A 1,226-nucleotide genomic window follows, 5' to 3' on the forward strand; every position below is an offset into this window, starting at 1 on the left:
GGGATCATATCTTACAAACCTAAAGCCCCGCTAACTCAAACGCCAAGTGAAGGGGTTTTATCATGTGCATTGTTTACTGCACCGTAAATCTTGATTCTTACAGTTTCCCCAAATCCTACATCGTTCGCTTTTCAAGGAAGATAAAAACGCCGATGTATGCTGTATTAAAACCGTTAATTTCCCTATCCGAAATCCTGACTTGCCGAATAAAACCTTGTCAGAAGTCGAAGAATTTGGGCGTTTGGCTGTGTGCGAAATCATGGACAAGGTTGTTTTGCAATGATGGCGGGGAGTAATAAGGCTGTGGCGGGGAATGGCGTGGCAGACGGCGCGCCCTGCGCGGCGGCAGACACGGCGGAACCCGCCTAAGGCCGCCTCCCCGCCTAGACTAACAGGGGGAGCAACAAAAAAACCAACCCCATGAGTGGGGAGCAAAACCAAACCGAACACTACACCCATTTTTTATCAGACTCGGTTCCGAATCGGCCGATTATGGGGAAGTGCATTACGGTGGAAAGCGGGATACCGTCTTAATCGAATGGAAAGGTTTAGGCTGTAATTTGGTTTCCTATCGCCGGGAAAACCGCCTTTTCGACTTTCTGCAAAATGCCATAATGCCGCGCATCACCCGCTGTGGTTTGGCTCTCGATTTTTTAGATGGCGGATAAGCCCCGAACAAGCTTTGTCAGACCGCGATAACGGCTGTTTCGACCATCACAATATACGGCCTAAGTCGGAAATGACCGGGAAGATGGAACGGGCAAAGCGTTTTATGCCGGCAGGAAGAAAAACGCAAAGTTTGTCTGCATGTGCGAAAAAGGCAGGCAGTTGGATGATAAGGAATCGAACCGGTGCCGCTTTGAAATTCAGTTCAATCACAGCGATATAGAAATCCCGCCGGATATATTGAAACATTCGGACGGCTATTTTTCGGGGGCTTTTCCGATTTGCCAAACTTTTAAAAACATGATCCACGAACGGCGCATATCGGTGAGGGAAAAACGCTTAATTTGACTTTCGGCTATAAGGTCAGATACGGAAAAATTCCGTTGGTGCCTTAATGCGCTTCATGCGTGATTTCAGTCTTGACGACAGGCAGATTGTTGGAATGCCGATTGGTGGTGACGACAGATATCCGAAAGGCTTGGAGCCTGCTCGCTATTGTTATCGGCAGTGTAAAAATGGCCACCTGACGGCAGTCAGAAATTGACCACCCTGACTTAAAC

The 1,226-nt window shown here is 48.2% G+C and carries 1 pseudogene; it reads left to right on the forward strand.

Annotation, left to right across the window (positions count from 1 at the left end):
* Positions 1-801: 801 nt before the first annotated feature.
* Positions 802-1,014, forward strand: a pseudogene (locus IR141_RS13650) (Replication initiation factor family protein); the annotation flags it as partial.
* Between the last annotated feature and the right edge of the window lie 212 nt (positions 1,015-1,226).

The organism is Neisseria sp. 19428wB4_WF04 (genome assembly GCF_015235335.1).
GTDB classification, from domain to species: domain Bacteria; phylum Pseudomonadota; class Gammaproteobacteria; order Burkholderiales; family Neisseriaceae; genus Neisseria; species Neisseria musculi.